This is a genomic window from Prochlorococcus sp. MIT2302 (assembly GCF_059772385.1).
The window spans coordinates 1,640,462-1,658,512 of sequence record NZ_CM186285.1 but is presented as its reverse complement, the minus strand read 5'-3'; the positions used below and the strand labels follow the sequence as shown (position 1 = coordinate 1,658,512).

Sequence of the window (18,051 nt, the reverse complement as noted above, 5' to 3'; positions counted from 1 at the left end):
TTTACTAAATCTAGTATTTAAAAATTGAGAATGCCGAACGTAATTGAACCTTGAAGAGATAGGCTTATTTAGTGAATTCAAGTAAGGAGAGTCGATTGGCGTTAATTAATGGCTTTCACCTGAAAAATATAAGAGGTGATGTATTAGGTGGCTTGACCGCTGCGGTTGTAGCCCTACCGTTAGCTTTAGCGTTTGGTAATGCGGCACTAGGCCCTGGAGGCGCTATCTACGGCCTTTACGGAGCAGTCGTAGTTGGATTTCTCGCCGCATTGTTTGGAGGAACTCCTGCTCAAGTAAGTGGTCCGACTGGGCCGATGAGCGTAACAGTTGCTGGAGTGGTTGCTAGCTTGGCGGCTGTAGGAGTCCCGAGAGATTTATCTGCTGGAGAAATTCTTCCTTTGGTAATGGCTGCTGTAGTCATTGGGGGATTATTTCAGATTTTATTTGGCCTACTAAGGCTTGGTAAATACATCACACTTGTCCCTTATTCAGTCGTTTCAGGCTTTATGTCTGGAATTGGAGTAATCATAATTACTCTCCAAATAGGACCTTTACTTGGGATATCAACTCGAGGAGGAGTAGTAGAGTCTCTTTCAACTTTAGTTAATAATTTCGAACCTAATGGGGCTGCAATAGCAGTTGCAATAATGACACTTGCGATAGTATTTCTGACCCCACGCAAAATCAGTCAATGGGTCCCCTCTCCTCTCTTAGCATTATTAATAGTTACTCCTTTATCAATAATTCTTTTTGGCGATAGTTCAATAGACCGAATAGGAGCAATACCAGAGGGTGGTCTTTCTTTAAGTCTCCCAGATCCAAGTCTTGGCAATTTCTTCCCAATAATTCTTAAAGCTGGACTAGTCCTTGCTGTTCTTGGTGCTATTGACTCCCTTCTTACATCTCTCGTAGCAGATAATATCTCTCAAACCAGGCACAATTCTGATAGAGAACTCATTGGACAAGGTATTGGAAATGCAGTAGCTGGTCTTTTCACAGGTTTGCCAGGAGCCGGGGCAACCATGAGAACAGTAATAAATGTCAAATCTGGAGGTTCCACGCCAATTTCAGGAATGGTTCATTCAGTTGTATTGCTATTTGTCCTTGTTGGTGCAGGTCCTCTAGCAGCGCAGATTCCTACAGCTCTTCTTGCAGGAATCCTAATTAAAGTTGGTTTAGACATTATTGATTGGGGCTTTTTATTAAGAGCTCATCGCCTTTCTCTTAAAACAGCAAGTGTGATGTATGGCGTCCTTTTAATGACAGTTTTTTGGGACTTGATATGGGCTGTACTTGTTGGTGTATTCATCGCAAATATGCTGACAATCGATTCTATTACGGAGACTCAGTTGGAGGGTATGGAAGCAGATAACCCATTTGATTCAACATCAAACAACAATGCAGCAAATTCACAACTTCCCTCAGATGAGAAAGCACTTTTAGATCGCTGTGCTGGAGAAGTAATGCTATTCAGATTAAAAGGGCCACTTAGTTTTGGAGCAGCAAAAGGAATTACTGAAAGAATGATGCTTGTAAGAAACTATAAAGTTCTAATTCTTGATATTACTGATGTACCTAGGCTTGGAGTTACTGCAACTCTCGCAATAGAAGATATGGTTCAAGAAGCACTAAACAACTCAAGAAAAGCATATGTTGCTGGTGCAACAGGAAGAGTAAAAGACAGACTTGCTAAATTTGGGGTTGATGTAATTGGCACAAGAAAAGAAGCTCTAACAGCTGCAATTGACAGCCTCAACGGTTGATAGTCGATAATATATTTAATCTGATTGATTGCTTTAAAAACTAACGAGAAATGGGACAAAACCTTTTCATCCAAAATGCTTTAAGTCCTCCGATACTTTTTTTCTTTTTGGGTGCAATTGCCTACGCATTAAAGTCTGATTTTGAGATACCAGCTCCCCTTCCAAAATTATTTTCTTTATATCTTTTACTTGCAATAGGCTTCAGAGGAGGAATTGAGCTACAAAAAAGTGGCTTTGGTTATCCAGTTCTTCCAACTGTGATAGCAGCAATATTAATGTCACTATTTATCCCTCTTATTTGTTTTGTAGTACTTAGATTTAAGTTTGATGTTTTTAATGCAGCAGCAATATCAGCTGCATATGGATCAATAAGTGCCGTTACATTCATAACTGCTGAAAGCTTTCTCGAAAGTCAAAATATACCTTTTGATGGTTTTATGGTTGCAGCATTGGCACTAATGGAGTCACCAGCAATAATAATTGGTCTTCTCTTAGTCAAATTTGGAGCGCCCAAAGATAGGCCCATAAAAAGAAAAATGATGTGGGGATCAATTCTTCATGAGTCAATGTTAAATGGTTCTGTCTATTTATTACTCGGAAGCCTTCTAATAGGTTTTTTAACATCAGCGATTGATCCCTCTGACATAAAGAAAATGGAACCATTCACCGCTGATTTGTTCTATGGAGCGGAGTGTTTTTTCCTTCTTGATATGGGAATTGTTGCTGCCCAACGCCTCGCTCGCATCAATAAAACTGGTGCATTTCTAGTGATGTTTTCAATTTTCATGCCAATCGTTAATGCTGTACTTGGATCAGTAATAGCCAGATTTCTAAATTTAGATCCAGGCAATGCTCTTTTGTTTGTAGTTCTTTGTGCTAGTGCGTCATACTTAGCTGTACCAACGGCAATGAGAATGACTGTTCCTGAAGCTAGACCTAGTTATTACATTTCGACCACTCTTGGATTAACTTTTCCTTTTAACATCATCATTGGCATACCAGTATATATGGGCTTAGTAAACACAATGATTCCATCAATTGGGTAACTGAACATCATGAAAAGACTTGACTTGATTTTTAGTGAAAGAGAATTAAATGATGTTCTATCAGCATTAGAAAAAGCTGAAGTTCCTGGCTATACCGTTATGAAACATGCAACTGGTAGGGGGCCAGAAAGAATCGTCACTGAAGATATGGAATTCACAGGATTTGGGTCAAATGTACACGTAATTATTTTTTGCGAGCAAGAGATAATAGATAAAATACGAGAAAATATAAAATCTGTGCTTAGTTACTATGGAGGTGTGGCCTATGTTTCAGAGGCAACACCTCTTTAAAAAATACTTCTGTTTGATTATGCTAAGCGTGAACCCAATCAACACGTATTGATTTACGACTATTTAAATATCTATCTATTGCCATAGCAGCAATACATCCATCCGAGGCTGCAACAACAGCTTGCTTAAAAGGAGTATTTCTAATATCCCCAATAGCCCAAACCCCTTCGACTGTTGTCGACATAAAGTCATCCACCAAAACACCCCCGTCCTCTTTAAACGCGACCTGTTCACCTAGAAAGTCAGTAATAGGCTTTGAACCGCTCATATACACAAAAACTCCTTCAAGAGCTATATCTTGATTAGGATCATTTGAACGATTTTTAACCTTAATACCTGTCACCCCAGAATCATTACCTTCAATTAGCATTAACCTCGTCTTACTCCAATGTTTCACATTAGGTTTTGATAACAGATCTTGTGCATGATGATCGTCTGATTTTGGATCATTGGATGTTATCCAATGAACCTTAGAGGCAAATTTTGTCAGAACATTTGCTTCTTCAATTGCCTCTTTATTAGTACCAACAACGGCGACTTCACGATCTCTATAAAAAGCTCCGTCACAAGTCGCGCAATAACTCACTCCTTTACCAAGGAATTCCGCTTCTCCTTTAAATGATGCTGGTCTTCCCATTGCACCACTCGCAACGACAAGTGCCTTGGCTTTAAAAGTTCCCTCTGGGGTGTAAATCGTTTTCCAGTCACCAGTAGCATCTATTCCAAAAACTTGAGCTCTGCGATAATCAGCCCCGTACTGAGTAGCTTGATCTCTCATCAATTTCAATAGGGCCTCTCCGCTCATTTCACTAGAAACACCTGGATAATTGGCAATTTGATGTGTTATTGCTAGCGCACCTACATCAGGATTTTTATCGAGAATTACTGTTTTCAAGTCTGCACGGGAAGTGTAAAGCGCACAACTGCAACCAGCAGGCCCACCACCAACTATGACAACATCAGTTTCAATGGTTTCCAATGGAAAATCTCTTAGTTAGGTTTTGATCTCTCGAGAGGAGAAAAGAATGTTTTGAAATCACTTGGGTTAACAGATTAGATTTTACCCCAAATCAAATCAAATGTTTGTACTCTTCAACTCTAATGAAAATATTCTAGGTTGAGTGATAACAAACAATCTTCTAAATAGATTTAATTGATTAAGTGCAAATCTGCATATAGCCAGTCTCAATCTGAAGACACAAAAAACCCTGGATCTTCTAAAGTGAAAGCTGATTAATTAGATTATTGAGCGATTCAGAAATACTGCTTAAAGCAGCCATAAACCGAATAGCAGCTCGGATAACTAAGAAAGTGATCCATTCTGCCCAAGAATTCACCGAAATTGCTGAGGAATTGCCACAAATACTCCAAAATGAATGGGATAGCTTTAAAGAAGAGGTTATAGAAGAATCTGAACGTTTAGGGAAAAAAACTAATTCATCAAAAGAGAAAAGTTCTAGGGAAGAGTTAAGTAAAGAAGATTTAATTCAAATTAAAATAGATAATCTAAGATCAAAGGTTATTGACATCAACAAAGATATTGAGGGAAAAAATTGATATTTCTAGTTAGTCAACTTCAAAGATTTAGAAGAGCCATTAGAATTTGGGTAATATTATTAGGATTACTTTTCTATTTATGGTTTGATTCTAAAAAATGGACTTATTTAAATGGTTACACCGCCACAAGAAGAAACAGAAGAAATACTTCAAGAGCAAAATGGCTTACGAAAGAATTAGTTAATCTGGGATCAGCATTTATAAAATTAGGTCAACTTTTATCTGCAAGAGCTGATGTTATTCCATCGGCATGGGTAAAAGAACTTACATCTTTGCAAGATAGAGTTCCACCTTTTGAATTTGAAAAGGTGGAAAGTATTTTAAAAGATCAACTTGGGAATTCATACAAAAAAATCATAAGTATTGATGAAACTCCAATTGGCTCAGCATCGCTTGCTCAAGTTCACAAAGCTAGGTTAATTGATGATAAAAATGTTATTTTCAAAGTCCAAAGACCAGATATAGAAAAGTTTTTCAGGCTTGATTTAGATGTAATGAATCAAGTTGCTAAATTAGTACAAAGAATAAAGTCCCTAAGTCGAGGTAATGACTGGATAGGGATTGCAAAGGAGTCTAAGAGAGTATTGCTAAGAGAACTTGATTTTCGCATTGAAGCCCAATATGCAGCAAGATTTAAACAACAATTTATAGATGACTCAGATATTTTAATTCCAAGTGTATTTTGGGATTTAAGCACCAGTAAGGTTTTGTGCTTGGAGTATTTATCAGGAATTAAGATTAATGACATTCAATCTCTAAAGAGTAATGACATTGATACAGCTTCAATTGCAAAGATTGGAGCTACAAGTTATTTAAAACAATTAGTTAATTATGGTTTTTTTCATGCAGATCCTCATCCAGGCAATTTAGCTGTTTCTTTGGGAGGTTCACTTATTTACTATGATTTTGGGATGATGGGTTTTGTCTCTGAGCGTATTAGAGGCAGATTAAATTCAATGATCAAAGCCGCAGCGCTTAGAGATGTTAGTGGACTTGTCAAAGAGCTTCAAATTGCTGGTTTAATAGAAAAAGATATCGAAATAGGTCCAGTTAGAAGGTTAATAAGAATAATGTTAAATGAAGCTCTTACACCTCCATTTGACTCTCAAATTATAGAAAAGCTCTCTGGGGATTTATCTGAACTAGCTTATGGGAAACCCTTTAGAATACCTATTGAGTTGATTTTTGTTTTTCGAGCGTTATCAACTTTTGAAGGAGTTGGAAGATATTTAGACCCCGAATTTAACTTAATAGCCATAGCAAAACCATTTCTTCTCCCTCTAATGACTTCAAAAAATTCAGATCCTAATGACTTATTTAATGAATTAGGAAGACAAGTCACTGAAATAGGAAGTAAAGCTGTTGGATTACCAAAACGCTTAGATGAAAATCTAGAGAGACTAGAGCAAGGGGACTTGCAACTTCAAGTGCGCATGGGTGAATCTGATAGGCAACTCAGAAGAATGATTAATGCTCAACATTCATTGGGGAATTCTGTTCTCCTTGGCTCACTTGCAATATCATCTGCTTTACTAGCTTCAACTAATAGACCTTTTCTATTTCTCATACCAGCAACGATTGGATTTCCGATAGCTATAAGTTGGATTAAATTGAAATTTAAGATGAGAAGCGAAAGTCGTTTAGATAGTTTCCAAGGAAGAAAAGGCTTTGAATAGTGATAATCAAATCTTAGATCTTCCTCTTGGTCCCAAGCCTACAAGTCCAGCATATGTCGCTTGACTACCTAACTCATCCTCAATACGAAGTAATTGATTATATTTCGCGACTCTTTCACTCCTACTTAATGAACCTGTTTTAATTTGACCTGATTTAGTTGCTACTGACAAATCAGCAATAGTTGTATCCTCAGTTTCTCCGCTCCTATGACTTATTACAGTTGTGTAATTCGATCTTGAGGCAAGCTCGATAGCTTCAAGTGTTTCAGTCAGAGAACCTATTTGATTAACCTTAATTAAAATTGAATTTGCAATATTCTCATCAATACCTTTTTGTAAACGAAGTGTGTTGGTGACAAATAAATCATCTCCAACTAATTGCACACTTTTGCCAAGCTTTTCCGTAAGCAAGCTCCAGCCATCCCAATCATCTTCAGCCAATCCATCTTCAATAGAAATGATTGGAAATGCATTTACTAACCCAGCCAATTCCTCAACCATTTGCTCGCTGGAATAAGAATTTCCTCCATAAATATATTTTCCCTCCTTATAAAACTCTGTACTTGCAACATCCAATGCTAAAGAGATTTGCTCCCCTGGTCTAAATCCAGCATGTTCAATTGCTTGCATTAAAAGGTCACCTGCTGCTTTATTACTCTCAAGATTCGGAGCAAATCCTCCTTCATCTCCTACAGCAGTTGACAAACCTTTTTGGTTCAATAAATCTTTAAGCGTGTGAAAAACCTCAGCTCCCATCCTTAAGGCTTCTCTGAAGCTTTCAGCACCATGAGGAACCAACATAAATTCCTGAAAATCTAAATTATTTGCAGCATGTTCTCCTCCATTGATGACGTTCATCAATGGCACTGGCAATAAAGATGACATTGGTCCACCTAAATACCTGTATAGAGGTAACCCCAAACCTTTAGCTGCTGCTCTTGCTGTAGCCATGCTGACAGCAAGAATTGAATTTGCACCAAGATTTGATTTGTTCTCTGTATTGTCAAGTTGTTTCATTACAGAATCAACTGTGGCTTGATCTAGAGCAGAAAGGCCACATAAAGCAGGAGCAATAGTTTCTTCTATGTGACCAACGGCCTTGATAACTCCTTTACCCAGATAACGTTTTCCACCATCTCTTAATTCATGAGCCTCATGGGCTCCAGTACTGGCGCCACTTGGAACAATCGAACGTCCAATAGCTCCTCCTTCTAAAAGCACTTCAGCTTCTACCGTTGGATTACCACGAGAATCCAAAACTTCTCGGGCCATAATGGTATCAATAACTAGTTCTAGAGATTCAGCCACAAATTTAAGATGATTTTAGATCTTATGAACTACATTATTCCCATATGTTCCTCAATTGCTAATCTAGCTTGCTTTCCAAGACCTAATCAATCAAATTTGTCTTAACAAGAAATAAACGTATCGATAAAAAGGTCTTAATCAAAATTTAGAAGGCAAATGACCAATTTCAATCAAATTAATCGAAAATGAATGGAAGTCTCACAACAGAACCAGATTCTTTTAGCGATGAAGCTTGGAGTCTTTTACTAATAGCTGAGCAATTGGCCAAAAGATGGCGTCATCAGAACTTAGATGTTGAACATCTTATTCAAGTTCTTTTTAGAAACAAAAAATTCCAAAAATATACAAATTCCCTTCCTGTTAATCATAGAGAAATAAATCAAATTTTAGATAACTTTATTGCTGAACTTCCACTAAACAATCAATCAGACTTATTTGTTGGAGAAGATTTAGAAATTCTTCTTGAAACAGCTGATGATTTTCGCTCTAGATGGGGATCTAATCAAATAGAGATATCTCATATCCTCATCGCACTTGGTAGAGACAATCGCTTAGGAGAAGATCTTTTTTATCAAGCAGGTCTGCCTAGTGAACTTCTTGAAGCAGAGTTGAGACGACTACCAGCACCAAAATCATTTAAACAATCAAAAAGAAATACAACTCACCAAAAAGAAGATAGACCACACAAAAATTCCAGGCCGTCTGTAACTCCCCAAAAAAATTCAAAAAATACTGCCCCAGAGTCACTTGCTCCTATCACCAATAAGGAGATCACCTCAAAAGAACAACCTTTAAAACTTAATGAAACGCCAAGTGCATTGGATTTATACTGCAAAGACCTTACAGCCGAAGCTGAAGACGGGAAATTAGACCCTGTGATCGGCAGAGAGTCGGAAATCAAAGCAATTACAAAAGTTTTATCTAGAAGAGGCAAAAACAATCCAGTACTCATTGGTGCTCCAGGTGTGGGGAAAACAGCAATAGCAGAATTATTAGCACAAAAAATAATAGCCAACGAACTTCCTGATTCTCTTCAAGGTTTAAGACTGATTTCACTTGATATCGGTTCATTAATAGCTGGAGCTAAATTCCGAGGGCAATTTGAAGAACGATTTAGATCATTATTAAGTGAAATCAGCAACAGCGAAAAAGGAGTGATTCTATTTATTGATGAATTACACTCAATTGTAAGCAAAGACAGATCAAATACAGATGCTGGCAGCTTATTAAAACCACTATTAGCCAGCGGAGACTTACGTTGTATTGGTGCAACTACTCCGGACAATTATAGACGTACGATTGAAAAAGACCTAGCCCTAGATAGACGATTTCAGCAAGTATCAATCAAAGAACCAAGTCTAGATTTAAGCTTGGAAATCCTAAAAGGACTTAGAGAAAATTATGAGTCTCATCACGGAGTGACTATTACTGAAGAAGCTCTAATTACAGCAAATCGTTTGTCGGATAGATATATAAGTGACAGATGCCTACCTGATAAAGCTATTGACTTGATTGACGAGGCTTCAGCTCAAGTGAAAATCGAATCTACATCAAAACCAAAAATCATAGAAGAGAAAGAATCTCAAGTTATTGATATAGAGTCTGCGATCAAAAGTGCCAACAAAGAGACAACATTAGAAACTATACATAATCTTGAAGAACAGAAAGAATTTCTACTCTGTGAAATAGCTCAGATCAAACAAAAATGGCAAGATCAAATCGAGAAATCAGCTGAATTACAAGAACTAAAAGTAAGAGCTGAAGAATTAAAAAATTTAATAAGAGAAGCGGAAATCTCCGGTGATACTGAAGAAGCAGAAAGACTTAGCTATGAACAACTTTTTGAAATCAAAGAACGCATAAAAGAAATAGAAGCTTGCATTCAAGAAGATAATGAATATGGAAATTCTTTGCTAAAAGATCAAGTTGACCCAGAGGATGTAGCTGATGTTGTCTCAAGATGGACAGGGATTCCTGTTAGCAAAGTTTTATCAGGTGAGAGACAAAAGCTTTTACAGTTAGAGCAAGAATTAGAAAAAAAAGTTATCGGTCAATTAAATGCTGTTCAAGCAGTTTCAGCAGCAATTCGTAGAGCAAGAGCTGGGATGCAGGACATAAGAAGGCCTATAGGATCCTTTCTTTTTCTGGGCCCTACAGGTGTTGGAAAAACTGAACTAGCTAAATCACTGGCAAATTCATTATTTGATGAAGAGGACGCTTTATTGAGACTTGATATGAGCGAATATATGGAGAGAAATGCTGTTTCAAGGCTCTTAGGTGCACCACCTGGATACGTAGGTTATGAAGAAGGTGGGCAATTAACAGAAGCAATTAGAAAAAGACCTTATGCAGTTTTACTACTTGATGAGATAGAAAAAGCTCATCCAGAAGTTTTTAATATCCTTTTACAGGTTTTAGATGATGGAAGACTTACCGATTCTCAAGGTCGAACAGTAGATTTTAGAAACACAGTTATTGTTATGACGAGCAATCTTGCTAGCCAGGCAATCTTAAATAATTCACTTCAAGTACGAAGTGAAAGTTCAAATAAAAATATTCTTGCAGAAGAATTAGATCAAAAAATCAATGAGGCACTAACAAAACATTTTCGACCAGAATTCTTGAACCGCATCGATGAGGTAATAAGATTTAGTCCACTTAAGCCTGAGAGTTTAGAACGCATTGTGTGTCTTCAACTTGAAGAACTCAAGAAGCTTCTCAAGCACCAAGGTTTAGATCTTTATGTTGACGAAAACACCATTAAGACTCTTGCTGATGAAGGCTATGAACCTGAATACGGAGCTAGACCACTAAGAAGAGTAATCCGAAAGAGATTAGAAAACCCACTGGCAACACAAATTTTAGAGGAAGCTTTTGAAGATGCGAAAACAATAAGGGTTAAGATTAAAGATGATGAGTCAAAAAAACTTCTTTTTTTAATAGATAACTAATCCATCAAACATAAGTTAATCTAGGTTCACAGCAATTTTTTTTAAAAGTACCTTCCTTTTAATCTTCCCAAAGTGACAAGCCCAACCTCTAAAGAGGATCAAGAAAAGGTAATTCCTAAACAACAGGAAAAGACTGCCTTAAAAAAAAGTTTTTTATCCTCTACAATTGATGAAATGAAATTAGTTGTATGGCCCTCACGCCAACAACTGTTCAGTGAATCTGTTGCTGTGATTTTAATGGTCACTCTATCAGCAGTATCAATCGCAGCTGTAAGCCGTTTTTATGGATGGGCCTCTACTCAGATATTTCGCTGAGTTCACTAATCTAAATTTCTAAACCTCTCACAATTTTTTCCAGTGTCAGATATTGAAACCACTCCTACTAAAGATTCAAAAATAATCGATAGATCAGAGCACATTGAGGATGATCAATCACATTTTCCAAACCAAACAATAAAGACAAATATTGCACGTTGGTACGCAATTCAAGTTGCCTCAAGTTGCGAAAAGAAAGTAAAAGCGACACTTGAACAAAGAGCAATCACTCTTGGTGTTAGTGACAGAATTATAGAGATAGAAATCCCTCAAACACCTGCAGTTAAGCTAAAAAAAGATGGTAGTAGGCAGACCACAGAAGAGAAGGTATTCCCTGGATATGTGCTTGTTCGTATGGTGTTAGATGAAGACACAATGATGGCGGTAAGGAGTACTCCCAATGTAATTAATTTTGTTGGTGCAGAAGACCGAAGAGCTACTGGGAAAGCCAGAGGACATATCAAACCACGCCCTCTTAGCAGGCAAGAGGTTAATAGAATTTTCAAACGAGCAGCTGAGAAGAAAACTGTTGTAAAATTGGATGTAGAAGAAGGTGATCAGATTGTTGTCACTTCAGGACCTTTTAAAGATTTCCAAGGAGAAGTAATTGAAGTTTCTGGAGAAAGAAACAAACTAAAGGCACTATTATCAATCTTCGGAAGAGAAACTCCTGTTGAACTTGAATTTTCTCAAATAACCAAACAAAATTGATTTTTAATTACCTTTTGCTGTCTGGTCAGTCTAGGAGTTAAGTTTATTAGATAATTTATCTGATTCGTTTCAGGTTTCCGCATTAGTTCAATCCTCAGCCGATGGCAAAGAAAGTAGTAGCCCTGATCAAGTTGGCCTTACAGGCTGGCAAAGCTAACCCAGCTCCTCCAGTTGGGCCTGCGCTTGGTCAACATGGGGTAAATATCATGGCGTTTTGTAAGGAATACAATTCGCGCACCCAAGACAAAGCTGGCTTTGTTATTCCTGTAGAAATATCAGTTTTCGAAGATAGAAGTTTTACTTTCATAACAAAAACCCCTCCTGCTTCTGTTCTAATAACTAAAGCCGCAGGCATTGCGAAAGGTTCAGGCGAGTCAGCGAAAGGAACTGCCGGTTCGATTAGTAAAAGTCAACTTGAAGAAATTGCTAAAACAAAACTTCCAGATCTCAATTGCACCAGCATCGAATCAGCGATGAAAGTTATTGAGGGGACAGCCAAAAATATGGGGGTTTCCATAAAGGACTAATAAAATCGTAAAATCATTCAACGTTCTCTTGAGGGGGAGACGGAAAGTCGATTGAACCCCAATTTATTATGAAAAATTTTTCAAAAAGAATGACAACGTTACTTTCCAAAGTGGAAGAACGTACATACTCTCCCATCGAAGCAATAAAGCTAGTCAAGGAGAATGCAAATGCAAAATTCGATGAGACTATAGAAGCTCACATAAGACTAGGCATAGATCCAAAATATACTGATCAGCAACTTAGAACTACAGTTGCTTTGCCAAGTGGTACCGGTCAGAACATAAGGATAGCGGTAGTGACACGCGGTGAAAAAGTTTCTGAGGCGACGAAAGCGGGCGCTGATCTTGCTGGGGAGGAAGATTTAGTTGATTCAATCAACAAAGGAGAAATGGACTTCGACCTGTTAATTTCTACTCCGGACATGATGCCCAAGGTTGCAAAACTTGGAAGAGTGCTTGGACCAAGAGGACTTATGCCTAATCCAAAAGCAGGAACAGTTACAACTGATTTAGTTGGAGCTATTAAAGAATTTAAAGCAGGAAAGCTTGAATTTAGAGCAGACAAAGCAGGAATTGTTCATGTCCGATTTGGTAAAGCGAGTTTTTCTGAAGATGCTCTTCTTGAAAATTTGAAGACATTGCAATTAACAATAGATAAAAATAAACCTAGCGGAGCAAAAGGAAAATTCTGGAGAAGCTTTTTTATTACATCCACAATGGGGCCATCGGTAGAAGTAGATATCAACGAATTACAAGACTTGCAGAAAGAAAAGTGACCCTTTTTGTTGTAAATTAACGGAGTGGTTTAACCACGAGGGCATGCGCCCAGCCAAAGACAGCAGGTCTGATTTTATTAAACCTTTGTTTTAATAGAATTTATAATCCCAGCCGAGGCATTCGCAAGGTTTTATCTTTTGGATTGAATCGTAAGCGGCCTCGATTCCCCAAGGGGAATATGGCCGTATGTCCAGTCCTTCCCCGATTCGATCCAATTATTATGGGCCGCACGCTGGAAAGCAAAAAACAGATCGTTGAAACGATAGAGGATCTACTGGATAACTCTGAAATGGCTCTAGTTCTTGATTACAAGGGCTTATCCACAAAAGAGATGTCTGACTTGCGCTCAAGATTGCAAGAAAGCGATGGCATCTGCAAGGTGACTAAAAACACCTTGATGCGTCAAGCCATAAAAGGAAAAGATTCCTGGACTGGTTTGGAGTCATTGCTTACTGGTACTAACGCCTTTGTTTTAATCAAAGGAGATGTTGGTAGTGCTGTTAAAGCTGTACAAGCATTTCAAAAGGAAACTCAAAAATCTGAGACTAAAGGAGGTCTTTTCGAAGGCAAACTTTTATCTCAAGATGAGATCAAAGCGATTGCAAAACTTCCTAGCAAGGAAGCACTTATGGCGCAAATTGCTGGTGCAATGAATTCCATAACAAGCAAAATCGCTATTGGTATAAATGAGGTCCCATCTGGACTTGCAAGGTCTCTTAAACAACATTCTGAGAGCGGCGAGAGCTGATACTCATTGCTAAACAATTTGTTTTCTACTTACTTAGTTGCTGATTTAAAACATGTCTGCAAAAACCGATGAAATCTTAGATTCATTAAAAAGTCTCTCTTTGCTTGAAGCTTCAGAGCTTGTTAAGCAAATAGAAGAGGCTTTTGGTGTATCTGCTGCCGCATCTGCTGGCGTTGTCATGGCAGCTCCAGGAGCTGCTGCTGGTGGCGATGGTGGTGAGGCTGCCGAAGAAAAAACTGAATTTGAGGTAGTTTTAGAAAGCTTTGAAGCTTCATCTAAAATCAAAGTCCTCAAAGAAGTTCGCAATGCCACAGGTTTAGGCCTTGGCGAAGCAAAAGCCCTAGTTGAAGCTGCTCCAAAAGCAATCAAAGAAGGAGCGTCAAAAGAAGATGCTGAGGCGCTAAAGAAAGCGATTGAGGCTGTTGGTGGAAAAGTAACTTTAAAGTAAATATTGTTACTGGATAAACACCAGTTTTCTGCTTATATGAAACCGGTCTAATCAGACCGGTTTTTTTTATGAAAACTGAAGAAAAATTTGCGATTTCTGCAGCAACTGATGGAGCGTGTAGTGGAAATCCAGGTCCCGGTGGCTGGGGGGTGTTAATTAGATTCCAAGATGGAAGCGAAGTTGAATTCGGTGGATATAGCCCTGATACAACTAATAATCGAATGGAATTGCAAGCTGCATTATTTGTTCTGGAAAAATTAAAAGAAATAAAATTTCACCCTTCGATAACCATTAAAACTGATAGCAAATATTTAATTGATGGGATGGGAAAATGGATGTCCAACTGGAAAAAGAGAGGCTGGAAAACAGCCTCGGGCAAACCAGTTCTCAATCAAGACTTATGGAAAGCTCTTGACGATCCTTCTCTACCAAAAATCAAACTTCAATATGTCAAAGGTCATAGTGGAGAAAAAGATAATGATAGAGTCGACGCTATTGCGGTAGCTTTTTCCAAAGGTCGAAAAATACAACTAAAAGATTTTGTCAAAAAATAAAAAAAGCGACTTATACAATATCCTGCTTGGCCAGCTTCTATCTCAGGATGAGGGTGTTGATGCGGAAATACTTACTAATTCAGCTCTTAGTGCAATTAAATTAGCATCATTAAATAGAAATTTTCCAATAATTTCTAACATCCTTAAAAAAGCATCGAGTGGTCTTCAAAGAAACAATTCCAGCTTAAATCAATTTATTTTTGGCTCTCAATTTAAAAACCCTTTAGGACTTGCTGCAGGATTTGATAAGAATGGTGTAGGAGCAGGTCTTTGGAACTATTTTGGATTTGGTTTCGCCGAATTAGGGACAATTACTTGGCATCCCCAAAAAGGCAATCCAAAACCGAGACTTTTCAGAATTGCCAAAGAAAAAGCTGCATTGAATCGAATGGGATTCAATAATGAAGGAGCAGAGAATTTTTTAAAAACTTTAGAAAAGCAAAAACTCCCTGAGCCCGGAAATAGACCCTGTGTACTGGGAATAAATTTAGGAAAGTCAAAAATCACAACGCTTGATAACGCTCCAAAAGACTATTCTCAATCCCTAACCCTGTTGGCTCCATTAGCAGACTATGCAGTAATCAACGTTAGTTCGCCAAATACCCCAGGTCTTCGTTCACTACAAGGAACAAAACAAATAAAAAAATTAATAAGAACTCTTAGAAAGGTATCGAATTGTCCGCCTTTGCTTGTAAAAATTTCACCAGATCTTTCCAATGAAGCAATTGATGAAATTGCCAAAGTTTCTATGGAAAATGGAATTGATGGAATCATTGCAATCAATACAAGCTTAAATCGATTTAATTTAAAAACACTAAAAATCAAAACTGGAAATACTTTAGAGCGAGAAAGTGGAGGATTAAGTGGACTTCCCTTACAAAAAAGAGGACTCGAGGTTATGAAGAGACTTAGAAGAAGTACTAATAATGATTTACCGCTGATTGGCGTCGGTGGAATTGACTCAGCAAAAGCGGCATGGGAGAGAATTACAGCTGGAGCATCACTAATTCAAATTTATACTGGTTGGATATATGAGGGGCCAAATTTAGTCCCTGATATTTTAGATGGATTAACATTGCAAATGGAAAAGAACGGATTCAAAAATATTAAAGATGCAATCGGTTCAGAAGAACCCTGGAAATAATGAGACAAATGAATTCAGCAAATGATTATGAGTGAAACTGGACATGATATTGTCTCAAATATCATGAAAATTGACTTTGATAATCATGGAGGTAATATTGAAAAAGAAGCACGAAAGTTAGGACTTTCAACAAAAAATATCATCGATGCAAGTGCATCAATAGTACCATTTAAATTACCTAAAAAATTAAATAATTATCTAATTAATAGTATAAAGAATGGATCTATCAAATCATATCCTGATAGAAGTTATTTCGAAGTTAAAAATGCTATTTCAAAATGGCATAATATTGATCCTTCTATGATTTTACCTGGAAATGGAGCCTCTGAATTATTTACTTGGGCAGCAAGAGATGCAAGTTTATATGGCCTAAGTTCTTTACCCTCTCCTGGGTTTGGAGACTATAAAAGAGCTTTAAAATGCTGGAATGCCCCCTATATTCATAACCCTTTACCCTTATCTTGGAATAATAGAAATCCTCAATCATTTCCAATTAAACCAAAAACCCAAGTATTGTGGATCACAAATCCGCACAATCCAACTGGGCAATTATGGAGTCGTTCATCTCTAGAAAGTATATTAACTAATTATAAACTGGTTATTTGCGATGAAGCATTTATTTCTCTTGTACCTGGAGGTGAAAATCAATCAATAATTGACTTAACTAATAGGCACAAAAACCTTATAGTAATAAGGAGTCTAACTAAATTTATAGGTATAGCTGGATTAAGGGTTGGATATGCCGTAACTAATGCAGATAGATTATTACAATGGAAGGAGATAAGAGATCCTTGGCCCGTTAATACCCTAGCTATAAATGCAACTAAAATGATAATGAAAGATTCAAAGATGCATACAAAAAGATTAAATAAGATCCATAAGTGGGTAGACAAAGAGGGGAAGTGGTTGCATGAAAATTTATCAAAATTTTCTACTATTAAGCCTTTGCCTTCAACTACTAATTTTCAATTAATTAAAAGTGATAATTCTATATTAAATCTTCTTGAAAATTTAAAAAAAAGAGGAATTTTATTACGAGATTGTAGGTCATTTACAAATTTAGGTGAAAATTGGATAAGAATAAGTTTTCAAAAAAGAACAGAGAATATCCAAATTATAAATACATTAAAAGATTACATTAACTAATCAAATTTATAATATCAAACAACTTATTTTTCGAATTAATACAATTGTAATTATTCATATTTAATTTCATTTTACTGAGAGAATCAGAGTCTAGCAAATTAGATAAAGTATTTTTTAAAATAGACTTTTCTGGATCATGTTGATTAACTATTACAGCACCTCCATATCTAGCCATATAAGCAGCATTTAACTCTTGATGTTGATCGGTAGAAGCTGGAAAAGGTATTAAAATTGATGGGGTCTTAGTTGCCATTAATTCACAAATTGCACCAGATCCCGCTCTACTTATTGCAAGATCAGCATGGCGCAGTAAGGCCGAAATTTCATTACTGAATTGTCTTACAACCAAATTAGCGTGCGTATTGACCTTATCTAAATTTTGGTAAAAACAATCATTATGACCGGTCAGATGAACAACTCTACAACCTTTCTCAAGCAACCAAGGCATGATATTCCTAACCATCTCATTCATTTTTATTGCTCCTTGACTACCTCCCATAACCACAATTAATAAACCATCTCCGATCGGCACCCAATGAGGAAGAGATTGATCTAAAAAAAATTCTGACCTTACAGGCGTTCCAGTAAAACTTGTTTTACATCCTTGCAAATAATCCGATGCCGATGGGATGCCTAGCGCTACATGGTCACAAAATCTACCCAATAACCTAGTTACTTTTCCAGGGATAGCATTAGATTCATGCAAAACGATAGGAATGCCAGTTATTTTCGCTCCGAGAATACTTGGAGCAGATATATAACCACCAGTAGTAAAAATAACGTTAATCTTTTTTTGACGTAATAGAATAGAAACTTGGATAGAAGAAAGGAGTAATTTACAAATTTCAAACATCTTTCTAAAAATATTTCCTTGTAATCCTCCAACTTTTAGCTTGATTAGATTGTATTTTTTGGGAACTAGGTCAATCTCTAGCCTATTTGGCACACCTAGCCACTCAATTTCCCAAGAATTTGAGAGTGAATCAGCGAAAGACAATGCAGGATAAATATGCCCACCTGTTCCGCTTGCAGCAATTAAAAGGCGAGGCATAAATTAAATAACCTTATTCATAAAGGCTAGGTTATATT

18 protein-coding genes are annotated in these 18,051 nt (G+C 37.2%); 15 read left to right on the top strand and 3 right to left on the bottom strand.

Annotation, left to right across the window (positions count from 1 at the left end):
• Nucleotides 1-95 precede the first annotated feature (95 nt).
• Genes AC6EI2_RS09485 through AC6EI2_RS09475 form a run of 3 tightly spaced genes read left to right on the top strand, consistent with a single transcriptional unit; the run spans nt 96 to nt 3,100 of the window.
• On the top strand, nt 96-1,763 hold the full coding sequence (locus AC6EI2_RS09485) for a SulP family inorganic anion transporter (RefSeq protein ID WP_498463482.1): 1,668 nt from the start codon (nt 96-98) through the stop codon (nt 1,761-1,763).
• Between the two features lie 50 nt (nt 1,764-1,813).
• Entirely contained in the window at nt 1,814-2,809 is a 996-nt protein-coding gene (locus AC6EI2_RS09480; RefSeq protein WP_498462098.1) for a sodium-dependent bicarbonate transport family permease, read from the top strand.
• Nucleotides 2,810-2,818: 9 nt separating this feature from the next.
• Nucleotides 2,819-3,100 carry a P-II family nitrogen regulator gene (locus tag AC6EI2_RS09475; RefSeq protein WP_498462097.1) on the top strand — a complete coding sequence of 94 codons (282 nt, stop codon included), beginning with the start codon at nt 2,819-2,821 and terminating at the stop codon, nt 3,098-3,100.
• A 22-nt stretch (nt 3,101-3,122) separates the two neighbouring features.
• Here AC6EI2_RS09475 and AC6EI2_RS09470 read toward each other — a convergent pair whose 3' ends face one another.
• Nucleotides 3,123-4,079 (bottom strand): NAD(P)/FAD-dependent oxidoreductase, encoded by a 957-nt coding sequence (locus AC6EI2_RS09470; protein ID WP_498462096.1) that lies wholly within the window; start codon nt 4,077-4,079, stop codon nt 3,123-3,125.
• Between the two features lie 266 nt (nt 4,080-4,345).
• On the opposite strand from AC6EI2_RS09470, the gene AC6EI2_RS09465 reads away from it, so the two are divergent.
• Together AC6EI2_RS09465 and AC6EI2_RS09460 are read left to right on the top strand one after the other, a co-directional pair.
• A complete protein-coding gene (locus AC6EI2_RS09465; RefSeq protein ID WP_498462095.1) occupies nt 4,346-4,657 on the top strand; it encodes a hypothetical protein in 312 nt (103 codons plus the stop codon).
• A complete protein-coding gene (locus AC6EI2_RS09460) occupies nt 4,654-6,333 on the top strand; it encodes an ABC1 kinase family protein (RefSeq protein ID WP_498462094.1) in 1,680 nt (559 codons plus the stop codon). Before AC6EI2_RS09465 ends, AC6EI2_RS09460 begins: the two co-directional genes overlap by 4 nt.
• A 6-nt stretch (nt 6,334-6,339) precedes the next feature.
• Here AC6EI2_RS09460 and eno read toward each other — a convergent pair whose 3' ends face one another.
• Nucleotides 6,340-7,641 (bottom strand): phosphopyruvate hydratase, encoded by a 1,302-nt coding sequence (eno, locus tag AC6EI2_RS09455; RefSeq protein WP_498462093.1) that lies wholly within the window; start codon nt 7,639-7,641, stop codon nt 6,340-6,342.
• A 185-nt stretch (nt 7,642-7,826) separates the two neighbouring features.
• Between eno and AC6EI2_RS09450 the strand changes: the two genes are divergently transcribed.
• The 10 genes from AC6EI2_RS09450 (at nt 7,827) to AC6EI2_RS09405 (ending at nt 16,962) form a co-directional block, all read left to right on the top strand.
• Nucleotides 7,827-10,592, top strand: a complete 2,766-nt coding sequence (locus tag AC6EI2_RS09450; protein ID WP_498462092.1) for an ATP-dependent Clp protease ATP-binding subunit — start codon at nt 7,827-7,829, stop codon at nt 10,590-10,592.
• 72 nt (nt 10,593-10,664) lie between these two features.
• Entirely contained in the window at nt 10,665-10,907 is a 243-nt protein-coding gene (gene secE / locus AC6EI2_RS09445; protein ID WP_498462091.1) for a preprotein translocase subunit SecE, read from the top strand.
• Nucleotides 10,908-11,009: 102 nt separating this feature from the next.
• Entirely contained in the window at nt 11,010-11,618 is a 609-nt protein-coding gene (gene nusG / locus AC6EI2_RS09440; protein WP_498463481.1) for a transcription termination/antitermination protein NusG, read from the top strand.
• A 101-nt stretch (nt 11,619-11,719) separates the two neighbouring features.
• The gene (gene rplK, locus AC6EI2_RS09435; protein ID WP_498462090.1) at nt 11,720-12,145 is read left to right on the top strand and encodes a 50S ribosomal protein L11; all 426 of its coding nucleotides are present in this window, start codon (nt 11,720-11,722) and stop codon (nt 12,143-12,145) included.
• 68 nt (nt 12,146-12,213) lie between these two features.
• Complete coding sequence (gene rplA, locus AC6EI2_RS09430; protein ID WP_498462089.1) at nt 12,214-12,921, top strand: 50S ribosomal protein L1; 708 nt, start codon at nt 12,214-12,216, stop codon at nt 12,919-12,921.
• A gap of 221 nt (nt 12,922-13,142) precedes the next feature.
• Nucleotides 13,143-13,670 carry a 50S ribosomal protein L10 gene (rplJ, locus tag AC6EI2_RS09425; RefSeq protein ID WP_498463480.1) on the top strand — a complete coding sequence of 176 codons (528 nt, stop codon included), beginning with the start codon at nt 13,143-13,145 and terminating at the stop codon, nt 13,668-13,670.
• Between the two features lie 52 nt (nt 13,671-13,722).
• A complete protein-coding gene (gene rplL / locus AC6EI2_RS09420) occupies nt 13,723-14,118 on the top strand; it encodes a 50S ribosomal protein L7/L12 (RefSeq protein ID WP_498462088.1) in 396 nt (131 codons plus the stop codon).
• 68 nt (nt 14,119-14,186) lie between these two features.
• Nucleotides 14,187-14,672, top strand: coding sequence for a ribonuclease HI (gene rnhA / locus AC6EI2_RS09415; RefSeq protein ID WP_498462087.1), 486 nt, complete (start codon nt 14,187-14,189; stop codon nt 14,670-14,672).
• The gene (locus AC6EI2_RS09410; protein WP_498462086.1) at nt 14,659-15,816 is read left to right on the top strand and encodes a quinone-dependent dihydroorotate dehydrogenase; all 1,158 of its coding nucleotides are present in this window, start codon (nt 14,659-14,661) and stop codon (nt 15,814-15,816) included. The genes rnhA and AC6EI2_RS09410 overlap by 14 nt, the downstream gene beginning before the upstream one ends.
• A gap of 63 nt (nt 15,817-15,879) precedes the next feature.
• Nucleotides 15,880-16,962 (top strand): pyridoxal phosphate-dependent aminotransferase, encoded by a 1,083-nt coding sequence (locus AC6EI2_RS09405; RefSeq protein WP_498463479.1) that lies wholly within the window; start codon nt 15,880-15,882, stop codon nt 16,960-16,962.
• Here the strand turns inward: AC6EI2_RS09405 and AC6EI2_RS09400 are convergent.
• Nucleotides 16,955-18,013, bottom strand: a complete 1,059-nt coding sequence (locus AC6EI2_RS09400) for a UDP-N-acetylglucosamine--N-acetylmuramyl-(pentapeptide) pyrophosphoryl-undecaprenol N-acetylglucosamine transferase (protein ID WP_498462085.1) — start codon at nt 18,011-18,013, stop codon at nt 16,955-16,957. The two genes, AC6EI2_RS09405 and AC6EI2_RS09400, sit on opposite strands and share 8 nt — an antisense overlap.
• Nucleotides 18,014-18,051 lie beyond the last annotated feature (38 nt).